We start from the raw sequence: 26005 nt of genomic DNA on the forward strand, positions 1-26005 counted from the left end.
AGGTGAGTGACAGATGGCAGCGGACAGATGACAGCTGACAACTTTCGAAATCTGTTAGCTGAACGCTGTCAGCTGAAGTCTGTGATCTGAACGGCACCGGCACCGACACCCGCCCCGGCGCCCCCGCCCGCGCCCCCACCCGCGCCCCCGGCCGAACGCCGCACCCGCAGCAGCTCGCGGGCCGCGCGGAGCGGCTCCGGATCGACCCACGCCTGCACGTCCACCGGTGCGGCAAGGAAGCCCTGCTCCCTGAGGAATCGTTCCTGCAGCGCCAGCAGGTCCAGCCGCTCCCCCGACAGGTCCAGGTGCAGGGTCCGGTGGCTGCCCGGCGCATAGGCTCCGACGACGCCCTCCGCCCCCGCGCCGGTCTCGACCCGCAGGATCCGACCCACCTCCTCCGGGTGCTCCGCCGCCCAGTCGGCGGACTCCAGCAGCACCGCGAGGAAACGGGCGACCAGTTCGGGATGCTCGTCCAGCAGCCGCTGGTGGACGGTGATCGGCCGGGGCGTGCCGTTGTTGACCCGGCTCCGGCGGTCGGGTGCCGCGTCCAGTTCCACGGCCACCTCCGCACCGATCCGGCGGGCCGCCTCGACGGCGAGCGCCCCCTTCACGTACACGGCGTCCACCGTGCCGTCCCGCAGCGCGGCCAGTTCGGCGGACCACTGCCCGCTGCCGGGGATCCCGGGGACGTCCACCGGTTCGGCGTCCGCCAGGGTGAGGCCCGCGAGCCCGAGGGCGCCGCGGAAGCCGGCCAGCGCCATGGCCCGCCAGAAGTCGATGCCGATGTCATGATGTGGGACCGCCAGCCGCAACCCACGCAGCTGCTCCGGCCCGGTGACGCCGCTGCCGGCCCGGACCAGCACCACCTGGCGCTCCTCGATCCAGGTGAGGCCGATCAGCCTGGTCGCCTCGCCGCGCGAACGGGCCCACAGCGCGGGGACGTTGCCGCCCTCCCGGAACAGGCCGGTCAGCGCGTGGGTGTAGTGGTGGTCAGCGGCCACCTCGGGCGGAGCGTCCTGCAGCGAGCGGACGGCGATGCCGTCGGCGGCGAACTCGCGGGCGAGCCGGCCCTGGTCGGCGGCGATCCCGGTCGCGGTGGGCACCGGGCAGCGGGTGAACCAGAGCGTGTCGGGAAGCGCGGAGGGGTTCTGGATGCGACTGGACAACGGAGTTGGTCCTCTACGGGGGCTCCGGCGACGGCCGGAGGAGGTCGGGATCGATCACCGCACGATGCCCCAGGAGGCTTGGTGCGCAAGGGAGTTGTACGCCACGATGCAGGACGGGCTGGGCGCGGAGGGGTCGGTCAGCGACAACACGCGCGGAAGGGGAGACACCGGTGGGACGTCACGGCGCTTCTCCTTCCGTGGAGTCGGGGCGGGCGCCGCCCGGGCCGAGTGGCCGTCCGGCGCGACACGAGGAGCGTTCCACGGCGGGCGAACCGGAAGCAAGCTTTTGCCACATGGTGGGATCAGTTGTTCATCAACGCCATTCCATTGCAACGTCATCGACACATTCCCGCAGCACTGGCTGCCCTACGCTGAGACCCCGCCTCCGGCCGCCCGTCCGGAGTTCCTATCGAAACGCGAGGTGCCATGGCCGAGGCCGCCACCGCCGTCCAGAGTCCGCCGGCCGGTGCGCAGGCCGTCCAGCGCGCGCTCGGACTGCTGCACTGCTTCCACGACAACGGCCCCGACCTGAGTGCCTCGGACCTGGCCCGCCGGATGGGCCTGTCGGTCTCCACCGCGCACCGGCTGGCCCGCACGCTGGTCAGCGCCGGGTTCCTGGAGCAGGACGAGCAGACCGTCCGCTACCGGCTCGGTCCGGCCGTCGCCGAGCTCGGCCAGCTCACCTTCCACCAGCGCGGGCTGCACCTCGCCGGACCCGAGCTGGAGCTGCTGTCCAGGCGCACCAAGGCGACGGCCGACCTGGCCATCCGCAGCGGTGCCCACGCGGTGATCCTGGTCGGCGGCTCGGTCCGCCCGGACACCGGACTGGGCCTGCGCCGCCCGCTGCACTCCACGGCGCTCGGCAAGGTCCTGCTGGCCTGGCCGCGCCCGGGTGAGACGGCACCGTCGACACTCGGCCCGCTGCCCTCCTTCACCGACCGCACCATCACCGAACCCGCTGCCCTGAGCGAGGAGTTGGCGAAGGTGCGGACGGCCGGTCACGCGCTCAACGACGGCGAGTCGGCGGCCGGGGTGCGGACCGTGGCCGTACCGGTCCTGGACGGCGCCGGGCAGGCGAGGTTCGCCCTGGCGGTCCGCTCGACGCCCGCGCACCTCACCGACGACCGGCTGGACTGGTTCCTCGGCCACGCCCGCAGCTGCGCCGACGCCCTCGCCGTCCTCCTCCTGCCGCCGGACCAGCGCCCCTGACGGTCCGGCGGAACACGACGGCCCGGAACACCACGGCCCGGAAAACCACGAGCCGAAACTCGACGAGCCGGAACACGACGAACCGAAGCGCGACGAACCGGAGCACGACGAAGCAGCGGACCGCCCGTCCACACCCGGGACGAGCGGTCCGCTGCCGGACCGAACGGTGACGGCCCGCCGTCAGACCGCAGCCGGGGTGTACTTGTAGCCGACCCGGCGGACCGTCACGATGGTGTCCCGGTAGGCCGGTCCGAGCTTGCGGCGCAGCCGGGCGACGTGCACGTCGACCGTCCGCCCGTCCCCGACGTGGCCGTAGCCCCAGACCGCCGAGACCAGGTGGTCCCGGGTGTGCACCCGCTGCGGGTGCTCGGTGAGGTGGGCCAGCAGCTCGAACTCCAGGTACGTGAGGTCGAGCAGCCGCCCGTCGACGTAGGCGTTGCGCCGCTCGGTGTCGACGGCGATGCCGCGTCCCGCCGGGCGGACCGGACGGACCCCCGAGGCCGTGTGGGCGGCGGAACCCGCGTGGGCCCCGGGGACGGCGTGGCCCCCGGAGGCGGCGATCCCGGCAGCGGCAGGACCGCCCGACAGGCCGGCCGTCCCCTGGCCCGCGGTCCCCGCCGCCAGGCTCTCGGCCGGCACCAGCACCAGGTACCCGACCAGCGGGCCGCCGTTCGCGCCGCCGGTCTGCGTGCCGTACTGCGCCAGCAGTCCCTGCGGCAGCACGCCCTGCGGCAGGGTGGCGACGACGGCCGCCCCCTCCGGCAGCGCGGCGAGCAGCGCCTGGGGCACCTGCGGGGCCACCGCGCCCGGCTGGGCGACGGCGGGGGCCGGGACGGCCGCCGGACGAACCGGACCGGCGTGGGTCAGCCCGACGTGGGCCGGACCGGCATGGGTCGGCCCTGCGTGGGGCGCACGGGCCGCCGCCCCGGGCCAGCGGTCGGACACCGGCGCCGAGGGGACGGACGGCCCGGCGGCCCCGGGCACGCCGGGACCGACCGGCACGGTGACGGGAACGGAGGAGACCGGAGGGACGGAGCGGACCGCGCGCAGGTGCGGGGTCGCGGTGGGCAGGGGCAGGGTGGCCGTGGAGGAAGAAGACATGGTGTGCCGCTCATTTCGCGCGTGACGGACGGGGTGGAGTCGTCTGCGCGTCGACCGGGCGTACTGCCTGGGCTGGACCGGGTCGAACCGGGTCAGCGGGCGGCGGGCCGGGACGCGCTGGGCGAGCCGGGACACGTCTGATCGAACAGGTGCGGCTGCCGGGACGGCCAGAACGGCTCGAGGTCGGGGCGACCCCGTCGGCTGTCCGCGGCACGGCTCCCGCACCGGTTCCACCGCCCGGTCCGTCCACCCGCGCGCATCGCGGGGGCCGACCCGGTCGTTCGGGTACGGCCGACGAGGCCGGGGGCGGTGCTGGGGCAGACGATGTTCACTGGTGCTCTCTCCGCTGGGCGGGTCCGGTTGGTCGGCCGCGGGCACGCCGGACGGGCGGTCCGCTACGGCCTGGTCGACGGGTTTCGGCGGTGCGTCGGGCGGTGGGCCGTCAGCGCCGGGGACGTACCGGGAAGGTCAGGCCGGTCAGCGACAACACGCGCTGCAGATCAGCGCGTGGTCGATGTAGCGGCGGACGGTGAGCGCCGGATCGGCGGGACCGGGCACGGCGGCGCCGGACATGGAGGCACCGGTCATGAGGAAGCCGGGCATGAGGGCGCCGGACGCCGGGGAGCCGGGCGCGGCGGTGATGATGCGTCGTCGGCCGACGGTCATCCTGCTGCCCTCCCCCTTCGTTCTCCACCCGGCGGCGCACCGCTGCCGGTGCCCGCCGACGATGCCTCGCCGGTTCGTCGAAGGCCTTCCGCCGGTCGCAACGCCCGTGTGAACGTGGCGTTTCCGGCGCTCCCGACGGCACGGCCGGGCGGCCTTCGACCACAGAGCCTTCCACGGCCGGGGCGGTCTAGGCAACCTTCCGCACAGTGATCGTCCGGAATGTGGACGGTCGAATGAGACGGCTTGCGGAACACGCAGGTCGGCGCGTCCACCTGCCGAGCCGTCTTAAGGCGGAACAACGGCCGGCTCACGGCCTTGGTCGGATCGGTACCGAATCACGCCGAGCCGGAGCCGAGCCGAGCCGAGCGGAGCCGGCCATACCGGAGCCGCGCCGGGCCGGGCAGGTCAGGATCCGGACCGGAGCCGAGCCGGACCGGGCCGGGCGGGGCGGGGCGGGTCAGGATCCGGACCGGAGCCGAGCCCCCTCAGGCGCCGACCGCGGCGCGGCGGCGTCTGAGGGACGCGACGTGCTCGACCAGCGCGACGAGGAGATCCTTGCCGTCCTGCCGCACGCGCGCGTCGCAGAGCAGCACCGGAATGTCCCGGTCGAGGTCGAGCGCCTCGCGGACCTCGTCCGGCGCGAACCGTTCAGTGCCCTCGAAGCAGTTCACCGCGACCAGGAACGGGATGCCGCGCTGCTCGAAGAAGTCCACCGACGGAAAGCAGTCGGCCAGCCGCCGGGTGTCCGCGAGCACCAGGGCGCCGAGCGCGCCGCGGGCCAACTCGTCCCAGACGAACCAGAACCGGTCCTGCCCGGGCGTGCCGAACAGGTAGAGCGCGAGCCCCGGCCGAAGGTCGATCCGGCCGAAGTCCATCGCCACGGTGGTGGTGCGCTTCGCCTCCACCCCCGAGGTGTCGTCCACCGGGCGGCCCAGCTCGCTGAGCTCCTCCTCGGTGCGCAGCGGCCGGATCTCGCTGACCGAGCCGACCAGGGTGGTCTTGCCGGCGCCGAAGCCGCCCGCGACGAGGATCTTCACCGCGACGGCCGGACCTCCGCGCCAGCGCGGGTCGTTGACGTTCGCCGGGTGGGGCGCGGTGTCGTCCCGGTACGGCCCGGTGGCGACCGGGTGGGGGTGGGGGTCAGAGCGCACGGAGTCCATTGATCACGTCTCGCAGCAGGCGCTCGTCCGGCAGCTCGGCGAGCGGAACGGGTCGGGTGACGCTGATCAGTTCGGCGTCGTAGAGGTCGCCGAGCAGTACCCGCACCACACTGACCGGCAGGTCGGTGTAGGAGCCGAGCTCGGCGACGGAGAGCGGCTCGCGGCGGCACAGGGTGAGCAGCGTCTGGTGCTCCGGGTCGAGGACGTGCGCGGGCACGGCCCCCGCGACCGGCCCGGGATCGACGGCGGTGACCAGTGAGATCAGGTCGAACAGCCCCTCCTCGACCGGCCGGGTGCGGCCGCGGGTCATCGAGTAGAGCCGCACCACCGGGCCGGCCTCGTCGTCGAACCAGCGGTCGTCGACCGGGGTGCGCGGCCGGAACAGGTCGACGTCGGGCCCGTCCGGGTCCGCCTGGCCGTCCCCCGCCACGGCCTCCGGACCGCCCGGATCCCCCGGACCGCCCGAGCCGCCCGCGCTGCCCGCACCGCCCGGACCGTCGGCACCGGCAGAACCGCCGACGCCGGACGGCCCGGCCGTGCCCACCGGCACCTGGGGGCCGTCCGACGTCTCGGGGCCGTCCGGCACATCCGTCTTCGGATCCGCCATCGGACCGCTCATCTCACCGGCGGGACGGTTTCGGTGCGCGGTTCGGCGGCCATGTGCTCGCCGACCCGCTTGACCAGCAGCGCCATCTCGTACGCGATCTGGCCGATGTCCGCCTCGGCCTCGCTCAGCACGGCCAGGCAGCTGCCGTCGCCGGCGGCCGTGATGAAGAGGAAGGCCTCGTCCAGCTCGACCATGGTCTGCCGGACGCCACCGACCTTGAAGTGCCCCCCGGCGCCCTTCGCCAGGCTGTGGAACCCGGCGGCGACGGCGGCCAGGTGCTCGGCGTCCTCGCGGCCGAGGTCGCGGGAGGCACCGGTGGCCAGGCCGTCGTTGGAGAGGATCACCGCGTGCCGCAGGGCCGCGACGCGCCCCACCAGGTCGTCCAGGAGCCAGTTGAGGTCCCCGGACGACTGCATCGACGTGGTCATGAATCAGTTCCTTCCGCTGGAGCGGGTGGTGCGTGTGGAGCGGGTGGTGCAGGTGATGCGGGTGGAGCAGGTACGACAGGTGGTGCGGGTACGGCAGGTGGTGCGGGCGCACCGGTGTCCGGGCTCCGGCGGACCGGCTGCCCGGGCGGCACCCGACGCGCGAGCGGCGCCCGGCCGGTGTCCTGCGGCGCGGGCAGCGCCGCCGGGGCGGGCGCCGGGCCGATCGCCCGCCGGGACCGGTCCGGCGGCTGCCAGACCGGTACGGCGGTGGACCGTCCCTCCGTCCGTCCGGGACGATCGTCGGGCGTGCCGGGACGATCCGTCAACGGAGCACCGGGGCGGTCCGCCGGCGCACCGGTGCGGCCCGTGGACGCGCCGGTGGACGCACCCGTGCGGTCCGTCGGAGCCGTGGCGCCCCTCCCCTTGGTGAAGCCGCGCTGGAACGAGGCGAAGGTGGCCCGGGCCTCCTCGGGCGAGCGCTCCCTGACCTCGCGGGTCTCCCCGCCGTCGGTTTCGGCCCCGTTGCGGAACCGTTCCTTCAGCTGTTCCGTGAGCTGGTCCCTGAGCTGCGGCGCCAGGTTCGCCTGCCGGACTCGCCGGGGCAGGCCGCCCGCCGTCCGGAGCGGCGCGGCGTCCGCGACGGGAGCGGGAACGGGAACGGGAACGGAAGCGGAAGCAGAAGCGGGAACGGCGTCGGCCCGCCCGACGGCGCCGGTGGCGTCGTCGCCGTCCGCCACCGCCGGACCGGCGCCGGCCGGACCAGCCCCAGCCGGACCGGCAACCGCACCTGCAGCCGCGACGGCCGCCTCGGCCGCGGCCACCACGGCGTCCTCCCGCCGGTGACGACCCGTCCCCGGCGCGTCCTCGGTGTCCGCCGCGGGAGCGGGGACCAGCACCGGCCCACCCCTGCTCCGGGAGGCCCGGCGCGGCAGCCCGCCCGGCGTACGGCCCACGTCGGGCGCGGAGGGCCTCGGCCCGCCCGTCGTGCCGCGATGCTTGCCGGCCAGGCCACCCGCGCCGCCGTCGGCGCCGGCTCCCGCGCGACCTCCGGTACCCGCACCGGCCCCGGCACGGCCGGACCCGAGCGTGGCCGCCGACGGGGTGGCTCCCCCCGACCCCGGCACCGCGACCAGGTCCCGTTGCCCGCGCCGGCCGCCCGCCGCGGACCGCTTCCCGGCCGCGCCCGGCTCCGGCATCCCGTCCGGAGCCTCCGCGAGCAGCTCGCGCGGTATCAGCACCACCGCCGTCGTCCCGCCGTACGGGGACGGCCGCAGGTGCACCCGGATGCCGTGCCGGCGGGCCAGCCGGCTGACCACGAACAGGCCCAGACGGTCGGTGTCGGCGAGGTCGAACTCCTGTTCCACGGCGAGGCGTTCGTTGATCTCGGCGAGCAGCTGCTCGCTCAGTCCGAGGCCGCGGTCGTCGATCTCCAGCGCGAAGCCGTGCGCCACCACCTCGCCCTGGACGGTGACCTGGGTGCTCGGCGGGGAGAACACCGCGGCGTTCTCGACGAGTTCGGCGACCAGGTGGGTGACGTCCGCGACGGCGCTGCCGAGCAGGCCGGTGCCGGGGAACGGCCGGACGATCACCCGGGCGTAGTCCTCGACCTCGCCGACCGCCGCCCGGACCACGTCCACCATCCGGACCGGCTTGCGCCAGGCGCGCCCGGGCGAACCGCCGGCCAGGATGATCAGGCCCTCGGCGTGCCGGCGCATGCGGGTGGTGAGGTGGTCGACCTTGAAGAGGTCCTCCAGCTCCGCCGGGTCCTCGGTGCGACGCTCCATGGTGTCGAGCAGGGTGAGCTGGCGGTGCAGCAGCACCTGGCTGCGCCGGGCCAGGTTGACGAACACCGCCGAGACCCCGCGCCGCAGTTCGGCCTGTTCGACGGCGGCCTCGACGGCGGCCCGCTGCACCGCGTTGAAGGCCTGGCCGACCTGGCCGATCTCGGAGTCCCCGAAGTGCAGCTCGGGGGCCTCGGTCGCCACGTCCACCGGCTCGCCGCGGCGCAGCCGCAGCATGACGGACGGCAGTCGGGTGCCGGCCAGCTCGTCGGCCGCGTTGCGCAGGCCGATCAGCTGCCGGGCCAGGCCCCGGCCGATCCGGAACGAGATCATGATCGACAGCACCACGGCGACCAAGCCGATGGCGCCGGCGATGCCGCCGCGCCACAGCAGTCCGATCGAGGTGGACCGCGCGCGCTCGTCCAGCCCGGCGGAGATCCGGCTGTTGATCGAGGCGAGGTCGCCGAGCGCCCGGTCGGCGGTCTCCCGCCAGGAGTCGCTGTTGAGCGCCTGCACCACCCGGTCGGGGCCGCCGGCGCCGACGAAGTCCGCCTCGGCGCGGGCGAGCGCGCCCCAGGCCTCGCCGCCGCGCAGCGCGATGTAGTCGGACTGGTCGGCGGGGTCCAGCTCGGCGACGTAGACGGTGAACAGCGCCTGCTGGTTGTGCAGGGCGTCCAGCGCGGCCTGGTACTGCTCGGCGGTGGGCCTGGCGACGCCGGTGCGCAGGCCCTCCATCGCCGCGTCCTCCTGCGACAGGTACTCGCGGGCGCGCACCAGCTCGATCAGGATGGTGCCCTGGCGGGGGAGCTGGCCGCTCTGCCGGGCGACGTAGGCGGAGCGGAAGCCGAACACCGGCTTGACCAGGTCGCTGTACTGGCCCAGCGCGAACTCCCAGTTCAGCGCGGAGCGGCCGACCTGGGCGCGCAGCGGTCCGAGCTGGTCTGCGGCCGCGATGATCTGCACGAAGCGGCCGCGCTGGGGGGCGGAGAGCTTGCCCGCGGAGCCGTCCTTCTTCTGCCGCAACACCTCCAGGCTGCGGTCGGTGGCGGCCTTGGCCTGTTCGTAGGCCTCCCTGGCGACCGGCGAGCGCGGGTCCGCCAGCCGCTGGACGGCGGCGCGGCGCTCGTTCTGCAGGTCGCCGGTGTACTGGTCGACCGGGCCCGCGAACTCCTTGTACGTACGGCTGATGCCGAGCTGGCTCCAGACGTCCCCGGTGGTGGCGATCGTCGCGTACGCCCACAGGGCGGCGAGCGCGATGATGGGCACCAGGAGCAGCGCGATGATCTTCGCGCGGATCGAGCTGCTGCGCAGACGCATGGAGTCCTCGGTCGGGGATGGCCAGGCGCGGACGGGGAGCGGTGGGGTGGCGTGGGGCCGGGCCGGACAGCGGCGTGGGGCGGCGTGGAGGTGCTGAGGGAAAGGTCGGAGGAGGGTTCCCGGCCACAGGTCTGCGAGACTCTACTACGCCGTCACCACTCCTTCGAGAGGCGGTGACGCCCGCCGGTGCCCGGACGGCGGGGTTGACAGCGGGCCCCGTGTCCTCCCCGGTTCCTCCCCCGCTCCTCCCCGGCTCCTCCCCCGCACCGTCCCCGGTTCCTCCCCCGCGTCCTCCTCGGTTCCTCCCCCGCTCCTCCCCGTGGGCGGCACCACCCGAGGCGACCCGTGCCGATCTCGTCGCGTCACCGTCACAACCCTGGGCAGTGCCGGGACGATCCGATAGTTTCGGCCCACCCCGTACCACCGGCACCGAACTGGGGAGGACCGTGCGCGAGTTCACCACTCCCGCCCCGGCCGCGTCCGAGGCCACCGGAGGACTCGCCGACTCCCTCTACGACACCGCCGAACGCACCCCCGACCTGGTCCAGCTGTCCCGGCAGGCCGAGGACGGCCAGTGGCGGGACGTCACCGCCCGGGAGTTCCGGGCCCAGGTGCTCGCCCTGGCCAAGGGCCTGCTCACCCATGGCGTGCGCTACGGCGATCGGGTCGCCCTGATGTCCCGCACCCGCTACGAGTGGACACTGTTCGACTACGCACTCTGGTCGATCGGCGCGATCACCGTCCCCGTCTACCCCACCGCCGCCGCCGAGCAGGTGCGCTGGATCCTCGCCGAGACCCAGGCGGTGGCCTGTCTGGTCGAGGACGAGGACGCCGCGATGACGGTCGGCGCGGTCTGTGACGCGCTGCCCGACCTCACCGGAATCTGGCAGCTGGACCGCGACTGCGTCGCCGCGATCACCGAGGACGGCCGCGGCGTGCCCGACGCCCTGGTGCACCGCCAGCGCCTGGGCGTCGCCGCCGAGAACGTCGCCACGGTCGTCTACACCTCGGGCACCACCGGCCGCCCCAAGGGCTGCCTGATCACCCACGCCAACCTGGCCGCCGAGGCCGACGCCCTGCTCGCCGGCTGGGGGGACGTCCTGCGCGACACCGGCGGCGGCCGTCCCGCCACCCTGCTGTTCCTGCCGCTCGCGCACGTCTACGGACGGGCCGTGCAGATCGCGGCGATCCGCGGCGGCTTCCGGATCGGGCACGTCCCCGAGGTCTCCACCGACGCGTTGCTGCCCGCGCTGGAGACCTTCCGCCCGACCTTCCTGCACGCCGTCCCGTACGTCTTCGAGAAGATCTTCCGGCAGGCCCGGCGGGCCGCCGAGGATGCCGGACGCGGCGAACTCTTCGAACAGGCGCGGCAGGTGGCCGTCGACTGGGCCTCCGCCCGGGAGCAGAAGGCGTTCGGCCGCGGCCCCGGCCCGGGCGCGGCCCTTCGGCTGCGTCACCTCGCGTACGAGCGGACGGTCTACCCGAAACTGCGGGCGGTGTTCGGCGGCCGGGTGCGCAGCGTGATGTGCGGGGGCTCCACGCTCCGGCGCGAACTGGGTCTGTTCTTCACCGGCGCCGGCCTCCAGTTGTACGAGGGCTACGGGCTGACCGAGACCACCGCCGCGATCACCGCCAACCCGGTCGGCCGGCAGAAGCTCGGCACGGTCGGGCAGCCGGTGCCGGGCGCCTCGGTGGCGATCGCCGACGACGGCGAGGTGTGGGTGCGCGGCGGCTCGGTCTTCGGCGGCTACCTCAACCATCCGCGCTGCACGGCCGAGTCCCTGGTCGACGGCTGGTTCGCGACCGGCGACCTGGGCCGGCTGGACGAGGACGGCTATCTCAGCATCACCGGCCGCAAGAAGGACCTCATCGTCACGAGCAGTGGCAAGAACCTGGCCCCGGCGGCCCTGGAGGAGCGGGTCGAGGCGCACCCGCTGGTCTCCCAGTGCCTGGTGGTGGGCGACGACCGGCCGTACGTGGCGGCGCTGATCACGCTCGACCCGTCGGCGCTGGCGCACTGGCTGAAGACGCGCGGGCGGGAGCAGCGGGACCCCTGGGCGGTGCTCGCGGACGAGGACCTGCACGTGGAGGTCCAGCGTGCGGTGGCGGCCGCGAACACGGCGGTCTCACGGGCCGAGTCGATCCGCGCGTTCCGGCTGCTGCCACGGGAGTTCAGCGAGGAGCAGGGGCTGCTGACCCCTTCGCTCAAGCTGCGGCGGGCGGCGATCGCCGAGTACTACGCGGCGGACATCGAGGAGCTGTACCTGTCCTGAACCGGCCTGCCCCGCCCGAACCCGACGTTTCCGCGCGGCCCCTGACGTACCGTCTTGTCCCCTGTATCGCGGGCGCGGTGGCCTATCGACGACCGCCGGGTTCATCCACCGTTCCCTTGACGACCCTATTGGTCTAGTCCATTGTTGCGACACGTTCCCGAGTTCCACGGTCCGATTCCGCTCACGCCCTCCCCACGGGCGTGCCCCCACCTGCTGGAGTCCCCACGTGTCGATGTCCATGCGCCTGTCCGCGCTGGCCGCCTCGGTCGCGCTGCTCACCGGCCTCGCCGCGCCGAGCACGCAGGCCACACAAACCGCGCAGACCACTCAGGCCACTCAAGCCACTCAAGCCACTCAGGCCGCACAGACCGTCAACCTCGCCACCAACCCCGGATTCGAGGCGCCCTCCCCCGACCTCGCCGACTGGGGCAGCATCCCCGGCTGGACCTGTACCGGCGGACCGGCCGAGGCGGCCGTCACCGCCACCGCCCCGCACACCGGTGCCTCGGCGCTGACCGTCACCCCGGCGAACGCCGACTCCACCGGCGAGTGCGCGCAGACCGTCGCGGTCCGGCCCGGCACCACCTACACCGCCTCCGCGTGGGTGCGCGGCGACTTCGTCCACCTGGGCGCCACCGGCACCGGCAAGGACGTCGCGCCCGCCTGGACGGAGACCACCGGCGGCGGCTGGCAGCGGCTGAGCACCCGGTTCACCACCGGCCCGAACGCGCACAGCGTCCGACTGTACGTGCACGGCTGGTACCAGCAGGGCCCGTTCTCGGTGGACGACGTCCGGGTGGACGGCCCCGCGCCCGCCCCGGCCGTCGCCGCGGGCTCCGTCCCCACCGACGACAAGGTCGTCTTCTTCACCGTGGACGACGGCTGGCAGCGCACCCCCGAGGCGGAGCGGTTCATCGCCGACCACCGGCTGCCGATCACCGCCTTCCCGCTGCCGATGCCGGCCGCCGCCGACCCGGCCTTCTTCCGGCGGGTCACCGCCGTGCCCGGCTCCTCGGTCCAGGACCACAGCGTCTCCCACGCCGACCTCAGCAAGCTCCCGCTGGAACAGCAGCAGGTCGAGATCTGCGACGCCCGGGACGCCATGACCCGCCTCTTCGGCACCGCGCCGACGTTCTTCCGCCCGCCGTTCTTCGCCTGGAACGCCGACACCCTCCAGGCCGCCGCCAACTGCGGCATCCGCACCGTGCTCACCGCCAACGCGGACTTCAGCTGGGGCGCCTCCAACATCTGGCACCCTGGCCTGCTGCAGCCGGGCGACGTCGTCCTGATGCACTGGACCGACACCCTCGCCGCCGACCTCCAGCGCGCCGTCGCCGCCGCCGACGCCGCCGGACTCAAGCCGGCCGGCCTGGTCGACTACCTGCGCTGACGGGCACCGCCGTGCCGCCGCCCCCCGCGGAGGCGGCGGCACGGCGGGTTCGACTTCTCTCGGGGCGACCTCGCACGTTGACAGCGCGTCCGCTGGCTGACTCTAATGGGGGCGTGCAGCGCGGCGTCGGCCAAAGAGCAGTGGGCCGGCCGACAGCCGAGCGGGCACCTTTCCCGAAGGGTCGATGCGCGATGAGCACTCTCTCCGCTTCCCTGATCTGACGCCAGGCGGTCACCGCGGTACCGCTGTACCCGCGGGCGCGAACCGCATCCGGTGTTCCGCGACGTGTGTTCCGTGTTCTGAGCCCTGCGCTCCGAGCCCCGTGCCCCGCGCCCGGTGTCCTGTGCCCTGTGTCCTGTGCCCTGTGTCCGATGTCCCGTGACGGACGCGCCGGGTGCGGGGGACCGGCCGTGTCACCGGTTCGGGCAGCGCACCGACACCGCGTGTGGCCGCAACCCCCCTTTCCTCTCTGGAGATCCATCACACACGCATGCCCATGTCCTTCAATCTGAACGTCATCGAGGAGTTCCGCGCCAACGGCGGGAGGGTCGGCGGCCCGTTCGAGGGCGGCGACCTGTTGTTGCTGACCACCACCGGAGCCCGCTCCGGGCGGCCGCACACCGTGCCGCTCGGATACGTCCGGGCGCAGGGGCAGCTCCTGGTCGTCGCCTCGGCCGGCGGTGCTCCGGAACACCCCCAGTGGTACCGCAACCTCCTCGCCCACCCGGTCGTCCGGGTCGAAGTCGGCACCGAGGCCTTCGACACCGTCGCCGTACCCGCCGAAGGCGACCGCCGGGAGCGGCTGTTCGCCGCCGTCGTCCGGAAGGCCCCGGGCTACGGGGACTACCAGGCGCACACCGAACGGGAGTTGCCGGTCGTCGTCCTGGAGTGCCCCGAACCGCCCGCCGACGGACCGACCCCGGCCACCGCCCCGGCCGTGCGCAGCCTCGCCGACAAGCTGGTGGAGACGCACACCTGGCTGCGCGCGCAGCTGCGCCACGTACGGGAGGAGGCGCACGCCCACGTCCCGGGCCGACCGGCCACGCTCGGGCTGCAGCTGCGCCAGCACTGCCTGGCCTTCTGCGACGGGCTGACGCACCACCACACCGGCGAGGACACAGCCGTCTTCCCCGCGCTCGCGCGCAGCCATCCGGAGCTGGCCGACGTCCTGGTGCGGCTCGGCGAACAGCACCGGGCCATCGGCCGGATCAAGGAGGAACTGGTGGCCCTGCTGGCCGGGATCGCGGTCACCGAGCCGGAGCGGCTCCGGACGGAACTGGACCGGATGTCCGCCGAGTTGGAGGCCCACCTCGACTTCGAGGAGGCGGAACTGCTGCCGGTCCTCTCCGGCATCCCCTTCCCGCCGCCCGGGTCCGCGACACGCGGACCGGCGCCCGGCCCCGTGTCCGGCCCGGCGCCCGACCCGGCGCCCGACCCGGCGTCCGACCCGGCGCCTTCCGGCAGCTGAAACGGCGTTGCCGCCGCCCCCTCCCGAGTCGTGGGAGGGGACGGCGGCTCCGGTACGGGCCCGCGCCGGGGCGGTCCGTCGCGGCGATCCTTACAGCGCCGAGAAGACCGGCAGGTAGCCACCGGAGTGGCCGGACGCCTTCGGGTGGTAGCTCTCGTCGACCGGCAGGGTGGTGCTGTTCAGCCAGGTGGTCTGCGAGCCGCAGATCTCGTGCTCGGTGAAGATGCTGCGGACGTCGCCGAAGGCGAAGCCGGCGTTGGCGGCCCGCTTGGCGAGGACACCGTCGAGGGTGTCGGCGGCGCCGTTGATCGCGGCACGCTTGGTGTCGCTGATGCCGAAGATGCAGCTGCCGCCGATCTTGTAGATGTGCGGGTAGCCCATCACCACGACGTGGGCCTTCGGGGACTTGGCCTTGATCGCCGAGTACACGTTGTCCAGCTGGGCGGGCAGGGTGTTGGTGGCGTAGCTCTTGGCCGTGTTGATGGCGCTGATGCAGTCGCTGTCCGAGCCGAGGACACAGGTCTGCATGGTGTCGGCGAAGCCGGCGTCGTTGCCGCCGACCGAGATGCTGACCAGCGTGGTGCTGGCGTCCAGGGCGGAGATCTGGTTGTTCAGGATGTCGCCGGTCTTGGCGCCCGAACAGGCAACGAACTTGAAGGAGGACGGCGCGTGCGCGTTCTTCCAGAGGTACGCGTACGCATTGGTGCTGCGCTTGCAGCTACCGCTCTCGGCCGTGTAGCTGCCGGCGCCGACACCGGAGGAGTACGAGTCGCCGAGGGCCACGTAGTTGGCGCCGGCGGCGTTCGCGGAGGACGCGGCGAACAGCGTCGTCATGGTGAGGCCTGCGGCTATGGCGGCGATGGACAGAGCACGGGCACGGCGGATCATCACAGCTCCAGTGGGGTGGCGTGGTGAGGGTCACAGAAGTGATACCAGGCGGTAGCCGAACCTGGAAGCGGTCATGCCAGGGATATTGACGGGACGTCTGATTGCTCGGAGATGAACTGCCCCTGACAATCCGTGACTTCGCGCAGGTCAACAGGGGTACGCGGTGACGCGCGTAGCGCTGCGCGCGTAGACCGGCAACTTGCGGAAATTTCTTGCACGATAAGCCGGGGGCCGCCGCCCGGACATCGCCGAGTCAGATTCGGAGCAGGTGTCAGCGAGCCCCGGGGGGGCTGATCGAACTCCCGAGGCGCGCCGAGAGGTGGGCGAAAAGGGACATCAACGGCACGGCTGGAATTCACCGTTGGGGCCGCTCCGAGCCGTGCGACGGATGTTGACATCGGCCCTGGCGGGGCGTCAGGGCAGCGAACAACGCCTCAGGGCGGCGCGCGGCGGCGTCATGCCGAGATGCTGCTGCCGGAACGGTGGTGCCGAGACGCTGCCGTCGGGACACCGCTGTCGAAACAGCGGTGCCGGGACAGTGGTGCCGAAACAGTGGTGTCGGGGCAGTGGTGTCGGGACAGCACTACCGGGACGTCGTCCAGGAGTACGGCGCCGCGCGCGGTCAGCCCTGCACGCCGGAGTGGCCACCGCCGTGGTGCACGGCCCCGGGGTACACGGTGCCCGGGGCGAGGGTGCAGCCCTCGACCGGCAGCTCCTCGATCGCCTCGTTCGCCGCCCCGGGCACGCCGAGCCAGCGGACGGCGGTGGCCACCGCCGTCCGGGCCTGGCGCAGCCCGGGCCCGCCCCAGCCGAGCAGTTCGACGGCGAGGCCCGGTGCGACCAGCAGCCGCCGGTAGTGCCGGCCCGAGGCCGGATCGGCCGTGCTCGGGCCGACCGCCCGCAGCACCGCCGCCATCCGGACCCGCGCGCACTCGTGCCCGCCGTTCGCCGAGCCGACCCGGTCGTAGAGGTAGCCGAGGTAGTACGGCCGGCTGATCAGGGCCTGTGCCTCCTCGGCCGCCTCCCGGGCCAGGGCGGCCGCCGGATCCCCACCGTCCTCCGGCTCCAGCGAGCCGCCGGGCAGCGAGCAGATCCCGTCCCTGGGGTTCACCAGTGTCAGCACCCGCCCGTCGGGGGCGAACAGCCACCCCCAGGACTGCTTGACCGGCAGCCCCTCCGGCACCTGCTCGCCCGGCCGCCACGGCCAGCCCGCCGTGGGGCGCCGCCGCACCTTCCCGAGCAGCTCGGCGACCTCCGCGCTGTACTCGATCGGGCTCATGCACTCGCCCCGCGGCGCTCGGCGGGGGCACCGGCCCGCGCCCACCCCCTGGCACCGAGCGCACTCCGCTCGCTCATCCGTCCCCCTCTCGCTGTCGGGCTTCGCCGGACCGGCGGTGCACGGGGAGGACCTGCAGGGCACGGTACGGAGCGGAGCGGCCGGAGCGGCGGCGTGGGGCACCGCTCGCTCCTGCTGTTGATCTTCTCCGAATCTTCCCCGAACACGCGGTCGATGAACAGTCCCCAGCGCCGCATGGCGGATGCGGAAGCCGTGAACGCGGTGAACGCGGAGGCGATGAACGCCCTCGTCAGCCCAGCGGCCCACCCCCTTCCCCGGCGCCCCGGAAGACGGGCAGCGGGAACCCGGGCAGCGGATCCACCCCGGGCGGGAAGGGCAGCCCGCGCGCGGCGTCGTCGGCCAGCTCGTCGAACACCTCGTGCGCCGTCATCGCCCGCAGGCGGCCACCGGTCAGCGCCCAGCCGCGGACCGGCGGCCGGAGCCGGGCGCCCGACTCCTCGCCGTCCACCCGGACGCCCGCCGACGGATCGCCGTGCAGCAGCAGCGCCCCCTCCCCGCCCAGAGCGACACCCGCCGCGAGCGTGACGCAGAACGCCTCGGCGTCCCGCCCGGCGGGGTACAGCCGGCCCTCCTCCACACAGACGTCCACCGCGGAGGTGAGCTCCTCGCCGTCCTCAGGGCCGTGGCAGCGCAGCGTCAGCAGGTGGCAGCCCTCCCCCGCGCCCTCGGCCAGCGCCAGGTAGACCGAGGTCACGTACCGCATCACGGCCGCCATCCGGAGCTGCCCGGACGGGTCGTCGCCGATGGCGTCCAGCAGGGCCGCGCAGGCCACGGACATCCGCACCCGCGCCCGGTGGTCGTCCAGCAGCACCGGGAGCAGCTCGGCCAGCCGCTCCCCCGCGTAGACGAACGGCTCACCGGCCAGCTCCGGATCACCCGCGTAGGCGACCCGGGCGGCGGGCATCCGGGGATCGAGGCCGAGCGCCTCGCAGTAGTCCTCGAAGTCGCCCGCCTCCAGGACCCGAAGATGCACCTCCAGCCCCTGCCGGTGCAGGGCCGTCAGCTGCTCCTCCGCCTGCCGCAGGTAGGCCGCGTGCCCGAGCCCGCCGAACAGCCCGTACCGCGCCAGCCCGGCGAAGTCCCCCGCGTCGACGGCCAGGGCCACCGCCACCGGCTGGGGCGGCGGCGCACCCCGGGCCCGCCCGCCGCGCCCGGCCGCCCGCGCACCACGCCCGCCGGCCCGCGCCCCCGGCGGCCGGCCGTCTCCGGGTGGCACCGCCCCGCCGGGCCCACCGGCCGAGGCCCCGCCGACACCGGGCCTCCGCCCGGACAGCACCAGCACCCGCCGGCGCCGCAGCGACGGCCGCCCCGCCGCGGCACCGCCCAGCACCTCGCACACCGACTCCCGCACAGCAGCCATGGCTCCTCCTTCTCGTTCACTCGCCCGACACCGGACAGTGCCGACCACCCCGGCTGGGAGTGGCCGACATCGAGGAACATACACAGAGCCACTGACAACTCACCCCAGGTAATCGAACAAGCTCAGCGCGGGCCCTTGGCCGCCGCCGCGGAGCGCCGGGGACCGCACCGCCGGGGCATCCGAACAGCACGCGGCTGACAGATGCCGCCGCCCACCGACTGCCGTTCCCCCAGAGGCCGCCGGGGTCCGTGGTTCCACAGGGCCGGCCGGGATTGTCAGTGGTGCGGGTTAAGGTCGGGGACCATGCGACTGCTGCATACCTCCGACTGGCATCTCGGGCGTTCGTTCCACCGGGAGAGCCTGCACGACGCCCAGCGCGCCTTCCTGGACCACCTGGTGGCAGTGGTCCGGTCCGAGGGCGTGGACGCCGTGCTGGTCGCGGGGGACGTGTACGACCGGGCGCTGCCCGGGCTGGAAGCGGTCGCGATGTTCGACGACGTACTGCACCGGCTCGCGGATCTCGGGGTGCCGACGGTCTTCATCAGCGGCAACCACGACTCGGCCCGCCGTCTCGGGGTCGGGGCGGGGCTGATCGGGCGGGCCGGCATCCACCTGCGGACCGACCCGGACGGGTGCGCCGAGCCCGTCCTGCTGGCGGACGAGCACGGCCCGGTCGCGGTGTACGGGCTGCCGTACCTGGAGCCGACGCTGGTGCGCGAGCGGTTCGGGCTCGCGAAGGGCGGGCACGCCGCGGTGCTCGGGGCGGCGATGGAGCGGGTCAGGGCGGACCTCGCGGCACGCCCGGCCGGCACCCGGGCGGTGGTGTTGGCGCACGCCTTCGTCACCGGCGGCGCGCCGAGCGACAGCGAGCGGGACATCGCGGTCGGCGGCGTCGCCTCCGTGCCCGCCTCGGTCTTCGACGGGGTGCACTACGCCGCGCTCGGCCACCTGCACGGCTGCCAGACGCTCGCCCCGCACCTGCGCTACAGCGGCTCCCCGCTCGCCTATTCCTTCTCCGAGGCCAACCAGCGCAAGACCATGTGGCTGGTCGACCTCGCCGCCGACGGCTCGGTGACGGCCGAGCGCGTCCCCTGCCCCGAGCCGCGCCGACTGGCGACCTTGCGCGGCACCCTCGACGAGCTGCTCACCGACGAGCGGTACGCCGAGCACGAGCAGTCCTGGGTGCAGGCCACGCTCACCGACGCGGCCCGGCCGAGCGAGCCGATGGAGCGGTTGCGCCGCCGCTTCCCGCACACCCTCCAGCTGCTGTTCGACCCCGAGCGCGGCGACGCCGAGCCCTCCCTGTCGTACGCGGCGCGAGTCAGCGGCCGCGGGGACCTCGAGGTCGCGGAGGGCTTCCTGCGGCACGTCCGCCCCGGTGCCGAGCCGGCGCCGGACGAGCTCGGCTGGCTGCGCGAGGGCTTCGAGCGCGTCCGGGAGACCACCGACCGGAAGGCGGACCTGCCCCGATGAGGCTGCACCGGCTCACCGTCACCGCCTTCGGCCCGTTCGCGGGCAGCGAGACGGTGGACTTCGACGCGCTCGCCACCGGCGGGCTGTTCCTGCTGCGCGGCGCGACGGGCGCCGGCAAGACCAGCGTGCTGGACGCGGTCTGCTTCGCCCTGTACGGCGAGACGCCGGGCGCACGCCGGGCCAACCGGCTGCGCAGCGACCACGCCGATCCGAAGCGGCTGACCTCGGTGGAGCTGGAGCTGACCCTCGGCGGCCGGCGGCTGCAGATCACCCGGCTGCCGGAGCAGCGTCGGCCGAAGAAGGTCGGCACCGGCACCACCGTCGAGCGGGCGCAGACGCTGCTGCGCGAGTGGGTCGCCGACACGGGCGACGGCGCGCCCGGCTGGCGGGGGCTCAGCAAGTCGCACCAGGAGGCCGGGGAGGAGATCCACCGGCTGATCGGCATGAACCGGGAGCAGTTCTGCCAGGTGGTGCTGCTGCCGCAGGGCGACTTCGCCCGTTTCCTCAAGGCCGACTCGGAGGAGCGCGGCAAGCTGCTGCGGCGGCTGTTCGACACCGAGCGGTTCCAGCACGTGGAGGCCTGGCTGGCCGAGCAACGTCGCGGTCAGGAGGCCGTCGTCCAGGCCGGCCGGCGGCGGCTGCGGGACCTCGCCAGCAAGGCCGAGCAGGCGGCCGGTCCGGGCGCCGAGCCCGCCGCCGGCTGGGTGCCGGCCGAGGAGGACGACGCCGGTCTGGCCGCCGGGGTGCTCGGCTGGGCGGCGGTCCTGCGCAGCGGCGCGGCCGAGCAGTTCGCCGTCGCCGAGGCCGCCCTCGCGGGCGCCGGCGCCGCTCAGCGCGCCGCCCAGGAGCACCGCGGCGCCGCGGAGGAGCTGGCCGGTCGCCAGCGCCGGCACCGGGAGGCGCTGGACCGGGCCGAGCGGCTGGCCGGCTTCGAGGCCGCCGCGGCCGCGGACCGGCGGCGACTGGCCGCCGCTCAGGAGGCCGTCGGGGTGGAGTCGGCGCTGCGGCTGCGGGAGAGCGCGGCCGAGGCGCTCGGACGCGCCCGGCTGGCGGAGCGCCGGCACCGCGAGGCGCTGGCCGGCTCCGGTGGCGAGGGCCGGGAGCTCGCCGGGGCGGACGCCGCCGGGCTCGCCGAGGCCGAACTGCGGCTGCGGGCCGAGGTGGTCCGGCTGGAGGCGGCCCGGGTGGAGGAGCAACGCTGCGCCGAACTCGCCCACGAACAGCGCTCCCTGACGGAGGACCGGCGCGCCGCCGAGGAACGGGCAGAGGAGGCCGAGGACTGGCTGTCCGAGTTCGAGGACGAGCTGGGCCGCTTGGAACAGCAGCACACCGAGGCCCGGTCAGCGAGCTCAAGGGTCGAGCAACTTGACGGGCAGCGAGCCGAGTTGACGGTCCGCCTTGGAGCGGCCAGGGAACGCGACGGCCTGCGCGCCGAGATCGCCGCGGCCGAGCCCCGGGTGGTCGCGCTGCGCACCGCCGCGCTGGACGCCCGCGAGCACAGCCTGGACCTGCGGGACCGCCGGCTGAGCGGTATGGCCGCCGAGCTGGCCGAGCAGCTGCGCACGGGCGAGGCCTGCCGGGTCTGCGGCTCGCCCGAGCACCCGGCGCCCGCCGAGGCCACGCCCGGCGGCCGGGTCGGCGCCGAGGATGAGGAGCGGGCGCGCCGGGCACAGGCCGCCGCCGAGCGGGCCTGGACGGAGGCCGACCAGGCGCTCACCGCGCTGCGGGTACGCGAGGCCACTGCCGCCGGCGCGGCCGGGCCGGACGGCGCGGAGGCGCTCGCGCAGGCCCTCGCCGGGCTGGAGCGCGAGCACCGCGAGGCACGGCAGGCGGCGGAGGCGCTCGGCCGGGTCGAGCAGGACATCGTCCGGCTGTCGCAGGACCGCGCCCGCCGGGTCGACGAACTGCACGAGGCCAAGGAGCGCGCCGCCGTCCTCTCCGACCGCCTGCTGGCGCTCGGCACCGAGCAGCGGGCGCTGACGGCCCGGGTGGCGGCCGCCCGGGGCGAGGCGGCCTCGGTCGCGGACAGGGCCGCGGCCCTGTCCGGGCTCACCGAGGCGGTCGCCGCCACGGCCACCGCCGCCAGGGCGCACGCGGAGGCGGAGGCCAGGCTCGGCGAGGCCGAGGACGAGCTGGGCAAGGCCGCCGCCGCGGCGGGCTTCCCGGACGCCGCGGCAGCGCTGGCGGTGCTGCTGCCGCGCGAGGAGCGCGAGCGGTTGGAGGAGCGGCTGGAACGGCACCGCGCGGAGACCGCCGCCGTCCGCCGAGAGCTGGCGCTGCCGGAACTGGCCGAGGCCGCGGCCCGTCCGCCAGTGGACCTGACCGGCGTCGCGGCCGCGCTCGGCGCGGCCACCGACCGGCTCGGCCGGGCGCACGCCGCCCACGCGGCGGCCCGTGAGCGCTGCGCGGCGCTGGCCGCGATCGGTCGGCAACTGGACGGGCTCGCTGCCGAACTGGCCCCGGCGCTGGACCGGTACGGGCGGATCAACCGGCTCGCCGCGCTCGCGGCCGGCACCTCGGCCGAGAACCGGCTGCGGATGCGCCTGGAGTCGTACGTCCTGGCGGCCCGGCTGGAGCAGGTCGCGGCGGCGGCCAGCGACCGGCTGGTCCGGATGTCCGGCGGGCGCTACACCCTGGTGCACAGCGACGACCGGGGCACCGGCACCAAGCGCTCGGGCCTGGCCCTGCGGGTGGTCGACGCCTGGACGGGCACCGAGCGGGACACCGCGACCCTCTCCGGTGGCGAGAGCTTCTTCGCCTCGCTCTCCCTCGCCCTGGGCCTGGCCGACGTGGTCACCGACGAGGCGGGCGGGATGCCGCTGGACACCCTCTTCATCGACGAGGGCTTCGGCACCCTCGACGAGCACGCCCTGGAGGAGGTCATGGACGTCCTGGACGGCCTGCGCGAGCGCGACCGCGCGGTCGGCATCGTCAGCCACGTCGCCGACCTGCGCAGCCGCATCCCCGCCCAGCTGCTGGTCCGCAAGGGGCGGCACGGCTCGACCCTGGCACTGGCCGGACGGGAGGACGCTTAGTACTCCGGTAGTACTCCAGCCGAACATCGTGGCCTTCATGAGTGCCTCGCCCTGCTGGTCCTGGGCTGAGACCTCTGAGGGCCGTCGACCTGACAGGGGCCGAGCCGCCCCGATGACCGTGGCCTTCTCCGACGCCTTCCTGGACGCCGAGTACCACGCGGCCTGGGGCGTACGACAGCTGGAAATGATCACCCAGGCCTTCCCGGCTGGGCCGTGGACGGCAGATCTGGACCAGTGCCACGATCTGGACCAGTGCCACTACGAGTCCGGCGGCCGAAGCCTTCGGCTGGGACTGCTGGGCAGCTACGACCTGGCCGAGCAGACCTGGCTGTGGGGCTGGGTCGATCCGGGGCTGCGCGGCGGTGAAGTGGCTGCCGCCGGCGCGCGGATCCCCGGGTTCGGCCGCCGTCACGGCATCGTGGAGCCGCAGCAGGAGGGCGTGGAGCCGGCCCGTTTCGCCGACCCGCGCCGGGCGGCGGAGGCGCTGGCCTTCCTCGGCATGGCAGTGCTCGGCGCGCCCGGCTACATCGGCCAGGAGGCCGGTCCGGAGACCCGGGTCTCCTCCGTACCGCAAGATCCGCGACTTCGGCCCGCGCGGCTGGACCCGGTCGCCATGCCGCGCCGTCTGCTCACCGGCGCACAGCTCTTCGCGCGCTCGCCGCGGCTTGTGGTCAACGGCTGGTTCGCCCTGCACGGCATCCCGGTGCAGGAAGCCGCCGACCGGATCGCCGTGCCTCTGCCCAGCGGGGGCGCCGCGGTGCTCTCTTCGACTCCGCCGGCCGCATCTCGGGCATCAACGCGGGACCGGTTCCTGCCCAGTACTCCACCGTGGATCTCGACGCGGCCCGAGGTCAGCCCGAGCAGGCGATTCGCTGCGCCTGCTGCCAGGCGCACACCGGGCAGAGGGTGCCGCCGGGGTGGTCGGCGGGCAGTTCGGTCGGCTCGCCGCACAGGACGCAGTCGGCGCGGGGCCCGGTCGCGTCCGGGTCGTGCCGCAGCGCGGCCTCCGCTCCGTCCTCGGGTGCGAGTTCGCAGACGACCGCTTCCTGGATCGTACGGGTGTCGCTCATGCCGCCTTACTACTCCGCTCCCCGCTCAAGCGCAACAAGCTCGGTCCCGGCGGCCCGTGGCCACGGCGGACGAATGTCAGCGAACAGATTTCAGCAAACGTTTGCTGACGTCTGTTCGCTGACGTCTGTTCGCTGAAGTCTGTTCGCTGACATCCCGGGGCGGCGAGGGTCGGTGCCGGAGCCGGGGGCGGCTGTCACCCCCAGCGGTCGTCGCGCGAGCGCCTGGTCACCGTGCCTCCAGCGGGAGTTCGCCGACGCGGTCGACCGCGCCCCTGGTGAGGACGGCGGAGGTTCCGAGCACCGTCCCGGCCGGACCCGCGTCGCCGGCCTCGCTGAGGACCATGCGCTCGCCGAGGAACGCGTACGTGGTCCGGTCGAAGATCCACTGCGTCTGCTGTCCGTGCGCCGTGCGGGCCACGGCGACGCCTTCGCGCCCGGCGGCGTCGCCGGCCGAGGGGACCACGGTGACTCCGGGGATCCGCTCGGCGGCCCGGTAGAGCGCGGCGCCGACCTGCGGCGGCGCCCAGGTCTCGGCCAGCAGGTCGCCGATCGCGGCGAAGGCCCGCTGGTCGGGGTCCTGGCCCGCGCCGGTCCGGCCCTCGGTGCCAGTCTGTTCCCGGATCAGCTTCAGCAGGGCGTCCGGGTCGGTGGGCAGGGAGGCGACGTACGCGTGGGTCGGCTCGGCGATCGACGGGCCGACCGGGCGTGCGCTGTGGGGCCGGGGCGTCGCGCCCGGCCGGTCGAGCTCGAAGACCGGTCCGTCCTCGCGGAGCGGGCTGTCCGGCCCGCCGTCCTCGCGCAGCAGACCGGGGCGGCTGCCGTCGGCGGACAGCCAGACCTGCCGGGTGTGCGCCGGCGCCGTCGTCACGGGACCGCCCGCGGCGCTCTGCCCGGCGAAGGCGACCCTGCTCTCGATGTAGACGAACTGGTCGGCGCGGACCGCTGGTTGCTCCGCCTCGGCGGCGGCGAGCGCGATGCGGCCGAGGAGCCGTCCCGCTTCGGAGGTCCCGGCGGCACTGCTCTCGACGACCGCGCGGTCGGGCTCGACCGCACCCCCGAGGTCCAGCGCCACGACGCCGACGGCCGCCAGGCCGCAGGCGAGCGCCGGCACGGCGATCCGGAACCGGAGCGAACGACGGGTCGGACGTCCGGACGGCGCCCGCCCGGCAAACGCGGCGGACCCGGCGGACACGGCAGGCGGAGCAGCCTCGGCGCCATCGGCGACGGCCCTGCGCAACACCTCCCATCTCAGCAGCAGTTGACGCTCCTCGTCCAGGCCGGGCACCGCCGGCGGCGGCAGCAGCTCGGCGAGTTCTCGGCGCTCGGACTCCTCGGACGACGGGCACTGCGTACCGCGCCGTGGGGTGGCATTCATCCGTGGCTCTCCTGGGTCGACGGCCGGAGCACGGGGACACGGCCGGGTACGGGCAAGGTGGTGACGGCGGAGGAGGTCCTGCCCTCCGCCGCGGTGGGCTCTCCGGTGCCGTCCGGCCGGTGCCGCTCGCGCGCGGAGACCCTGGCCGAAGCCCTGGCCGAGGCCCCGGCCTCCGCCGCGACTTCGGCCTCGGTGAGGTCGCGCAGCCGGGCACGGGCCCGGGACAGCCGCGAGCGGACGGTCCCGACCGGCGTGCCGAGCGCCTCGGCCGCGCTCGCGTAGTCCAGTCCGGCCCACACCACGAGAGTGAAGACCTCCCGGTCGCGGCGCCGGAGGCGGGCGAGCGCGCGACGCGCGGCCCGCAGGTGTTCGACGTCGGCGAGGTTCGCGACCAGGTCGTCGGCGAAGTCCGGGACCGAGCCGCGTTCCGGGGTCCGGGCCAGCGCGATGTCGCGGCGCCGGCGGGCGCGGGCGTTGCGGCGCATGATGTTGGTCGCGATCCCCAGCAGCCACGGGCGCAGCCCGTCACCGTCGGGGCGCAGCCCGTCGCCGTCGGCGTGCAGCCCGTCACCGTCGGCGTGCGGCCCGTCGCTGTCGGGGCGTGGCCCGTGACCGGCGGGGTGCAGTCGCTCCCGGCCCCGCCACGCCTCCAGGAAGGTCGTCGAGACGACGTCCTCGGCCTCCGCCCAGTCGCCCGTCACGCGCAGGGCGTAGCGGTACAGCACCTGGGCGTGCTCGTCGTACAGCTCGCCCAGGGCATCGGGGTCGCCGCGGCGAAGACGCGTTCTCATGAGTGCTTCCACACACTGCTCTGCCCGGTCCGCCGCCCGGGTTCCGGTGATGCGCGTCACAGCCGCCGGCCCGCCCGGGATGTGGCCCTG

The 26005-nt window shown here is 74.7% G+C and carries 19 protein-coding genes and 1 pseudogene; 7 read left to right on the forward strand and 13 right to left on the reverse strand.

All coding sequences use genetic code 11. The features are described 5' to 3' along the window. Positions 1 to 68: 68 nt before the first annotated feature. Positions 69 to 1166 carry an ABC transporter substrate-binding protein gene (locus ACZ5OX_RS24710; RefSeq protein ID WP_465633011.1) on the reverse strand — a complete coding sequence of 366 codons (1098 nt, stop codon included), beginning with the start codon at positions 1164 to 1166 and terminating at the stop codon, positions 69 to 71. Positions 1167 to 1592: 426 nt separating this feature from the next. On the opposite strand from ACZ5OX_RS24710, the gene ACZ5OX_RS24715 reads away from it, so the two are divergent. Continuing rightward, positions 1593 to 2375: an IclR family transcriptional regulator gene (locus tag ACZ5OX_RS24715; protein ID WP_465633012.1), complete on the forward strand. Its 783-nt coding sequence runs from the start codon at positions 1593 to 1595 to the stop codon at positions 2373 to 2375. Positions 2376 to 2555: 180 nt separating this feature from the next. Here ACZ5OX_RS24715 and ACZ5OX_RS24720 read toward each other — a convergent pair whose 3' ends face one another. The 6 genes from ACZ5OX_RS24720 to ACZ5OX_RS24745 form a co-directional block, all read right to left on the reverse strand. Beyond that, on the reverse strand, positions 2556 to 3476 hold the full coding sequence (locus ACZ5OX_RS24720; protein ID WP_465633014.1) for a winged helix-turn-helix domain-containing protein: 921 nt from the start codon (positions 3474 to 3476) through the stop codon (positions 2556 to 2558). 477 nt (positions 3477 to 3953) lie between these two features. Beyond that, positions 3954 to 4142, reverse strand: a complete 189-nt coding sequence (locus ACZ5OX_RS24725; protein ID WP_465633015.1) for a hypothetical protein — start codon at positions 4140 to 4142, stop codon at positions 3954 to 3956. A gap of 485 nt (positions 4143 to 4627) precedes the next feature. Next, positions 4628 to 5179 (reverse strand): GTP-binding protein, encoded by a 552-nt coding sequence (locus ACZ5OX_RS24730; protein WP_465633130.1) that lies wholly within the window; start codon positions 5177 to 5179, stop codon positions 4628 to 4630. 103 nt (positions 5180 to 5282) lie between these two features. Further along, a complete protein-coding gene (locus ACZ5OX_RS24735) occupies positions 5283 to 5909 on the reverse strand; it encodes a DUF742 domain-containing protein (RefSeq protein ID WP_465633017.1) in 627 nt (208 codons plus the stop codon). Positions 5910 to 5917: 8 nt separating this feature from the next. After that, entirely contained in the window at positions 5918 to 6337 is a 420-nt protein-coding gene (locus ACZ5OX_RS24740; RefSeq protein WP_465633019.1) for a roadblock/LC7 domain-containing protein, read from the reverse strand. After that, a complete protein-coding gene (locus ACZ5OX_RS24745; protein WP_465633021.1) occupies positions 6334 to 9435 on the reverse strand; it encodes a sensor histidine kinase in 3102 nt (1033 codons plus the stop codon). Before ACZ5OX_RS24745 ends, ACZ5OX_RS24740 begins: the two co-directional genes overlap by 4 nt. Positions 9436 to 9881: 446 nt before the next feature. Here ACZ5OX_RS24745 and ACZ5OX_RS24750 point away from each other — a divergent pair, with 446 nt between their 5' ends. From ACZ5OX_RS24750 to ACZ5OX_RS24760, 3 genes are all read left to right on the forward strand, one after another. Beyond that, entirely contained in the window at positions 9882 to 11708 is a 1827-nt protein-coding gene (locus tag ACZ5OX_RS24750; protein ID WP_465633023.1) for an AMP-dependent synthetase/ligase, read from the forward strand. Positions 11709 to 11940: 232 nt separating this feature from the next. After that, on the forward strand, positions 11941 to 13098 hold the full coding sequence (locus tag ACZ5OX_RS24755) for a polysaccharide deacetylase family protein (RefSeq protein ID WP_465633132.1): 1158 nt from the start codon (positions 11941 to 11943) through the stop codon (positions 13096 to 13098). Positions 13099 to 13588: 490 nt separating this feature from the next. Beyond that, positions 13589 to 14566 (forward strand): nitroreductase/quinone reductase family protein, encoded by a 978-nt coding sequence (locus ACZ5OX_RS24760; protein WP_465633024.1) that lies wholly within the window; start codon positions 13589 to 13591, stop codon positions 14564 to 14566. A 90-nt stretch (positions 14567 to 14656) separates the two neighbouring features. On the opposite strand, the gene ACZ5OX_RS24765 is transcribed toward ACZ5OX_RS24760, so the two are convergent. The 3 genes from ACZ5OX_RS24765 to ACZ5OX_RS24775 all read right to left on the reverse strand — a co-directional run bounded on the left by ACZ5OX_RS24765 (position 14657) and on the right by ACZ5OX_RS24775 (position 18171). Beyond that, entirely contained in the window at positions 14657 to 15451 is a 795-nt protein-coding gene (locus ACZ5OX_RS24765) for an SGNH/GDSL hydrolase family protein (RefSeq protein WP_465633134.1), read from the reverse strand. A 625-nt stretch (positions 15452 to 16076) separates the two neighbouring features. Then, positions 16077 to 16733, reverse strand: a complete 657-nt coding sequence (locus ACZ5OX_RS24770; RefSeq protein WP_465633026.1) for a hypothetical protein — start codon at positions 16731 to 16733, stop codon at positions 16077 to 16079. A gap of 307 nt (positions 16734 to 17040) precedes the next feature. Then, a complete protein-coding gene (locus tag ACZ5OX_RS24775) occupies positions 17041 to 18171 on the reverse strand; it encodes a hypothetical protein (protein WP_465633028.1) in 1131 nt (376 codons plus the stop codon). A 303-nt stretch (positions 18172 to 18474) separates the two neighbouring features. On the opposite strand from ACZ5OX_RS24775, the gene ACZ5OX_RS24780 reads away from it, so the two are divergent. From ACZ5OX_RS24780 to ACZ5OX_RS24790, 3 genes and pseudogenes are all read left to right on the forward strand, one after another. Then, a complete protein-coding gene (locus ACZ5OX_RS24780) occupies positions 18475 to 19644 on the forward strand; it encodes an exonuclease SbcCD subunit D (protein WP_465633030.1) in 1170 nt (389 codons plus the stop codon). Further along, the gene (locus ACZ5OX_RS24785) at positions 19641 to 22679 is read left to right on the forward strand and encodes an AAA family ATPase (RefSeq protein ID WP_465633032.1); all 3039 of its coding nucleotides are present in this window, start codon (positions 19641 to 19643) and stop codon (positions 22677 to 22679) included. The genes ACZ5OX_RS24780 and ACZ5OX_RS24785 overlap by 4 nt, the downstream gene beginning before the upstream one ends. A 184-nt stretch (positions 22680 to 22863) precedes the next feature. Then, a pseudogene (locus ACZ5OX_RS24790) lies at positions 22864 to 23151 on the forward strand (DUF6882 domain-containing protein); the annotation flags it as partial. A 379-nt stretch (positions 23152 to 23530) separates the two neighbouring features. Here ACZ5OX_RS24790 and ACZ5OX_RS24795 read toward each other — a convergent pair. From ACZ5OX_RS24795 to ACZ5OX_RS24805, 3 genes are all read right to left on the reverse strand, one after another. After that, on the reverse strand, positions 23531 to 23749 hold the full coding sequence (locus ACZ5OX_RS24795) for a hypothetical protein (RefSeq protein WP_465633034.1): 219 nt from the start codon (positions 23747 to 23749) through the stop codon (positions 23531 to 23533). Positions 23750 to 23975: 226 nt separating this feature from the next. Further along, on the reverse strand, positions 23976 to 25124 hold the full coding sequence (locus tag ACZ5OX_RS24800) for a CU044_5270 family protein (RefSeq protein WP_465633036.1): 1149 nt from the start codon (positions 25122 to 25124) through the stop codon (positions 23976 to 23978). Next, entirely contained in the window at positions 25121 to 25915 is a 795-nt protein-coding gene (locus ACZ5OX_RS24805; RefSeq protein ID WP_465633038.1) for an RNA polymerase sigma factor, read from the reverse strand. The genes ACZ5OX_RS24800 and ACZ5OX_RS24805 overlap by 4 nt, the downstream gene beginning before the upstream one ends. Between the last annotated feature and the right edge of the window lie 90 nt (positions 25916 to 26005).

The sequence above is a fragment of the Kitasatospora sp. NPDC032121 genome (assembly GCF_055580145.1).

Coding starts and splice junctions, on each gene's coding strand:
- ACZ5OX_RS24785 (WP_465633032.1), top strand. CDS start 19,641: ATGAGGCTGCACCGGCTCACCGTCACCGCCTTCGGCCCGTTCGCGGGC.
- ACZ5OX_RS24800 (WP_465633036.1), bottom strand. CDS start 25,124: ATGAATGCCACCCCACGGCGCGGTACGCAGTGCCCGTCGTCCGAGGAG.
- ACZ5OX_RS24740 (WP_465633019.1), bottom strand. CDS start 6,337: ATGACCACGTCGATGCAGTCGTCCGGGGACCTCAACTGGCTCCTGGAC.
- ACZ5OX_RS24770 (WP_465633026.1), bottom strand. CDS start 16,733: ATGAGCCCGATCGAGTACAGCGCGGAGGTCGCCGAGCTGCTCGGGAAG.
- ACZ5OX_RS24780 (WP_465633030.1), top strand. CDS start 18,475: ATGCGACTGCTGCATACCTCCGACTGGCATCTCGGGCGTTCGTTCCAC.
- ACZ5OX_RS24745 (WP_465633021.1), bottom strand. CDS start 9,435: ATGCGTCTGCGCAGCAGCTCGATCCGCGCGAAGATCATCGCGCTGCTC.
- ACZ5OX_RS24775 (WP_465633028.1), bottom strand. CDS start 18,171: ATGGCTGCTGTGCGGGAGTCGGTGTGCGAGGTGCTGGGCGGTGCCGCG.
- ACZ5OX_RS24720 (WP_465633014.1), bottom strand. CDS start 3,476: ATGTCTTCTTCCTCCACGGCCACCCTGCCCCTGCCCACCGCGACCCCG.
- ACZ5OX_RS24725 (WP_465633015.1), bottom strand. CDS start 4,142: ATGACCGTCGGCCGACGACGCATCATCACCGCCGCGCCCGGCTCCCCG.
- ACZ5OX_RS24760 (WP_465633024.1), top strand. CDS start 13,589: ATGCCCATGTCCTTCAATCTGAACGTCATCGAGGAGTTCCGCGCCAAC.
- ACZ5OX_RS24755 (WP_465633132.1), top strand. CDS start 11,941: ATGTCCATGCGCCTGTCCGCGCTGGCCGCCTCGGTCGCGCTGCTCACC.
- ACZ5OX_RS24805 (WP_465633038.1), bottom strand. CDS start 25,915: ATGAGAACGCGTCTTCGCCGCGGCGACCCCGATGCCCTGGGCGAGCTG.
- ACZ5OX_RS24715 (WP_465633012.1), top strand. CDS start 1,593: ATGGCCGAGGCCGCCACCGCCGTCCAGAGTCCGCCGGCCGGTGCGCAG.
- ACZ5OX_RS24795 (WP_465633034.1), bottom strand. CDS start 23,749: ATGAGCGACACCCGTACGATCCAGGAAGCGGTCGTCTGCGAACTCGCA.
- ACZ5OX_RS24735 (WP_465633017.1), bottom strand. CDS start 5,909: ATGGCGGATCCGAAGACGGATGTGCCGGACGGCCCCGAGACGTCGGAC.